The following is a 4,441-nucleotide window of genomic DNA, read 5'->3' as shown; positions in this document are numbered from 1 at the left end:
CCCCCGCGCCGCCCAGGCCGTCGACTCCGGCGCCGCCGCCGCCGTGCTGGCCCGCTGGGTGGACGCCAGCCAGACCGCCGCGGCCGCCGACGCCATCACCCGCTGAGCCCCGCCCCCCCTTCCCAGCCCTCAGCCTCGCCCCCGGCCCCAAGGGCACTCGGTCCCGATCAAGCCGCTCCGCGGTGCCGCGTCCAGGTCCGTGCGCGTGCGCGTCAACCCAAACTCTCAACCGGGCCGATGGCGGTGCGTTGTGCACAGTCTGGGCTCGTGGACCGTGCATTCCGTACCGCAATGCGCCGCCAGCCCCGGCACGGCGGGAACCCGGTGAATCCGCGGCGGGGCACGCACGCGAACGGGGCCGGCCGATGCCGAAGCATCTGCCGGCCCCGCTGGCGCGCAGGTCGTCGCGGCCGGGCTCTGCCCGGGCCGCGGTCGCTCGGTCGCTCAGTCCTCGGGCACCGGGGGGTGCCAGAAGTTCTCGAACACCAGGCAGGTCGCGAATGCCACGACCATCGCCATGCCGAGGACGAGCAGCCAGATCCCGAAGACGAGGCCCATGGCCGCCGTCACCGAGCTCGCGCCGATCAGGAACGGGTAGTAGCTGCCCGGGGTGAAGTGCCCGAGCTCGCCGGCGCCGTCCGCCACCTCGGCATCCGGGAGGTCCTGCGGGCGCATGCCGATCCGGCGGCCGGTGAAGATGAGGTAGCCGCCGACCAGCAGGCCCAACCCGGTGGTGAGGGTCAGCGCCGCGGTGCCGGTCGGGTCCTTCGCCCAGAACCAGTAGACCAGCGCCGCCGCCCCGGCGAAGACGCCGAAGAAGCTGAAGATGATGCCTTCCACCTTCATACGATCACCGTCCCCTAACCGATCTCAGGTGTCGCGTGGTAATCGACCCGGCCCACCGTGGCCGGGAAGTGCAGGTCGAACGCGGGCCGCTCGGAACGGATCCGCGGCAGCGTCCGGAAGTTGTGCCGCGGCGGCGGGCAGGACGTCGCCCATTCCAGCGAGTTGCCGTAGCCCCACGGGTCGTCGACGACGGCGAGCTGGCCCTTGCGGTACGAGTGCCACAGGTTGTAGATGAACGGCAGCGTCGACAGGGCCAGCAGGAACGACCCCGCCGAGGAGACCGTGTTCAGGGTGGTGAAGCCGTCGGTCGGCGAGTAGTCGGCGTAACGCCGCGGCATGCCGCGCAGACCCAGCCAGTGCTGCACCAGGAACGTGGCGTGGAAGCCGAAGAACACGGTCCAGAAGTGAATCTTGCCCAGCCGGTCGTTCATCATCCGACCGGTGACCTTCGGGAACCAGAAGTAGGTGCCGGCATAGGCGGCGAACACGACGGTTCCGAAGATCACGTAGTGGAAGTGGGCGACGACGAAGTAGCTGTCGCTGACGTGGAAGTCGATCGGCGGGCTGGCCAGCAGCACCCCGGTCAGCCCACCGAACAGGAAGGTCACCAGGAAGCCGAGGCTGAACAGCATCGGCGTCTCGAAGGTGAGCTGCCCGCGCCACATCGTGCCGATCCAGTTGAAGAACTTGATGCCGGTCGGCACCGCGATCAGGAACGACAGGAAGGCGAAGAACGGCAGCAGCACCGCGCCGGTGACGTACATGTGGTGCGCCCACACCGCGATCGACAGGGCGCCGATGCCGATGGTGGCGAAGACGAGGCCCTTGTAGCCGAACAGCGGCTTACGGGAGAACACCGGCAGAATCTCGCTGATGATCCCGAAGAACGGCAGGGCGAGGATGTAGACCTCGGGATGGCCGAAGAACCAGAACAGGTGCTGCCAGAGCAGCGCTCCGCCGTTCGCGGCATCGAACACGTGCGCACCGAACCGGCGGTCCGCCTCCAGTGCCAGCAGCGCCGCGGCGAGCACCGGGAACGCGACCAGCACGAGAATCGAGGTGACCAGGAAGTTCCAGCAGAAGATCGGCAGCCGGAACATGGTCATGCCGGGCGCCCGCAGCGTCAGGATCGTGGTGATCATATTGACGGCGCCGAGAATGGTGCCGAGCCCGGACACCGTCAGGCCGACGATCCACAGGTCAGAGCCCGCCCCGGGCGAGTAGATGTCGTTGTTCAGCGGCGAGTAGGCGAACCAGCCGAACGACGCCGCGCCGTTCGGGGTGAGGAAGCCGGCCACCACGGTGAGGCTGCCGAACAGGAAGAACCAGTAGGACAGCGCGTTCAGCCGCGGGAAGGCGACGTCCGGCGAGCCGATCTGCAGCGGCACCAGGAAGTTCGCGTAGGCGAACGCGATCGGCGTCGCGAACATCAGCAGCATCAGCGTGCCGTGCATCGTGAACAGCTGGTTGTACTGCTCGTTGGAGAAGTACTGCAGACCCGGCCGCGCCAGCTCGGCCCGCATCATGATGGCCAGGATGCCGGCAAAGAGGAAGAACGCGAACGAGGTCACGAAATACATGACCGCGATGTCCTTGTGGGACGTCGTGCGCAGGTAGCCGAGCAGGTTCGTCCGCTTGGGTAGGTGGGGCTGCTCGGGCTCGGCGTGGCCGACGCCCGACTCTTGCACGAGGGTCACTGTCCGCTCCCGGTGGTGGCAGTGGTTGCGGTGCTGGCGGCGGCGGCGGTCGTCGTCCCGGCCGACGTCGACGGAACAGCCGCATTCTGCCGCTCCGTGATGAACCTGTCGTACTCGTCCTGCGGCACGACCTTCACGTAGAAGTTCATCCGGTCGTGGTCGGTCCCGCAGAGCTCGGCGCAACGACCGATGAAGGTACCGGTCTTGGTCACGGTGAGCTCGAACTGGTTGACCCGGCCCGGCACGACGTCCCGCTTGAACAGGAACTCGGGCACCCAGAACGAATGGATGACGTCCGGCGAGGTCTCCACGAACCGAACGGAGCGGTTCTGCGGCAGGACCAGCACCGCGGGCTCACCGGGCCGGCCGGTGACCTCGATCTGGTTCGGCCCGGTGTGACCCGCGCCGGGGTCGATGTACTTGAACTGCCAGTTCCACCGGAAGCCGATGACGTCGACCGTGACATCCGGCCTGGCCGAGAGCTTCGTGACCTTCGACTCGTCGCGCGCGGTGAAGAAGAACATCGCGCCGACGATCACGACGGGTATGACGGTGTACAGAATTTCGACGGGCAGGTTGTAGCGGATCTGGCGCGGGAGCACGTCGCTGCGCTTGCGGAAGGCGACGACCGCGTAGAGGATCATGCCCCAGACGATCACGCCGACGACGAGCGCGGCGATCGCCGAGCCCTGCCAGATATTGAGCAGCCGCGGGGTGTGGTTGGTCACACCATCCGGATAGCCGAAGTTGGGTTTGTCGCAGGCGGTCGCCGCGATCCCCACCACGGCGAGCGCGCCGACCAGGCGCATGGGTCGGCGCACCGGCCGCGCCCGTCGCCTCCCATGGGCGCCGACCGTGCCAACCGCCTCGACCGCGTCGTCCGCGACCTCGCCCGCACTGCCAAAGTCAGCCGGCGTCGTCGGCGTGTCCTCGACATTCGCGACCGACGGCCGGGTCCGACCGAAGGATCTCCTCACCAGGTCCTGCCTCCCACGACTAGCGGCCCGCGTCGACGGGGGCGGAGGCTGTCCGCCGCCATCCGCGAGACCCCAGAAACGCCATGTCACCCCGGTCGATCCCTCCGGACGACATGCTGTCTTCGACACGCTGTAGATGGTGCGGCAGCAGCGTATCTCAGCGGCCCGGCAGCTTCTCGCCACAGGCCCCATCAAGGGCCTGTGACGCACGCCCCCCGGGGCCCGTCACGGCGTAGCGTCGCACTCGTGTCGGCCTATCTCGACCACGCCTCGACCACCCCCCTGCACCCCGCGGCCCGGGAGGCGTTCGGGGTGGCGCTGCAGGACGGCTGGGCGGATCCGGCCCGCCTTTACCGGGAGGGCCGGCGCGCCCGAATGCTGCTGGACGCGGCCCGCGAGACCGTCGCCGGCGTTCTCGGCGCCCGGCCCGACGAGATCAGCTTCGCGGCGAGCGGGACCGCGGCGGCCACGCTCGCCCTGCTCGGGGCGGCGTCCGCCCGCCGTCGCGCCGGCGATCTGATGATGGTGAGCGCGGTCGAGCACTCCAGCGTGCTGCATGCGGCGCAGCACCACGAACAGGCCGGCGGGCGGCTCGTCGAGGTGGGAGTCGACCGCTTCGGACGCGTCGATCCGGCGGCGTTCACGCCGGGACCAGGCACGGCCGTAGCCAGCCTGCAGCACGCCAACCACGAGGTCGGCACCGTCCAGCCGGTCGCCGAGGTCGCCGAGCTGCTGCATGCCGCGGGCGTTCCCCTGCACACCGACGCCGCCGTGACGGTCGGCCGGGTGCCCGTCGACCTGGGCGCGCTCGGCGCGGACCTGCTGACGGCCAGCGCCCACAAGTTCGGCGGCCCGGCCGGGGTCGGCATCCTCGCGGTGCGCACGGGAACCCGTTGGCGCAGCCCCGGGCCGGCCGACGAG

General features: G+C 69.5%; 4 protein-coding genes. 1 reads left to right on the top strand and 3 read right to left on the bottom strand.

The window, feature by feature from the left end; all coding sequences use genetic code 11:
• Positions 1 to 444: 444 nt before the first annotated feature.
• The 3 genes from ND748_RS26080 to coxB are packed head-to-tail and all read right to left on the bottom strand — an operon-like array spanning position 445 to position 3,520.
• Positions 445 to 846, bottom strand: coding sequence for a cytochrome c oxidase subunit 4 (locus ND748_RS26080; RefSeq protein ID WP_251748788.1), 402 nt, complete (start codon positions 844 to 846; stop codon positions 445 to 447).
• Positions 847 to 860: 14 nt separating this feature from the next.
• A complete protein-coding gene (ctaD, locus tag ND748_RS26075) occupies positions 861 to 2,543 on the bottom strand; it encodes a cytochrome c oxidase subunit I (RefSeq protein WP_374216039.1) in 1,683 nt (560 codons plus the stop codon).
• The gene (gene coxB / locus ND748_RS26070) at positions 2,540 to 3,520 is read right to left on the bottom strand and encodes a cytochrome c oxidase subunit II (protein ID WP_251748786.1); all 981 of its coding nucleotides are present in this window, start codon (positions 3,518 to 3,520) and stop codon (positions 2,540 to 2,542) included. The genes ctaD and coxB overlap by 4 nt, the downstream gene beginning before the upstream one ends.
• 246 nt (positions 3,521 to 3,766) lie before the next feature.
• Between coxB and ND748_RS26065 the strand changes: the two genes are divergently transcribed.
• Positions 3,767 to 4,441, top strand: a 675-nt coding sequence (locus tag ND748_RS26065) for an aminotransferase class V-fold PLP-dependent enzyme (protein WP_251748784.1), incomplete at its 3' end; no start/stop codon positions are given.

The organism is Frankia sp. AiPs1, from assembly GCF_023716945.1.
In the GTDB taxonomy this organism is placed as follows: Bacteria; Actinomycetota; Actinomycetes; order Frankiales; family Frankiaceae; genus Frankia.
The sequence above is the reverse complement of the archived record's forward strand: the minus strand, read 5'-3'. Positions and strand labels throughout refer to the sequence as shown.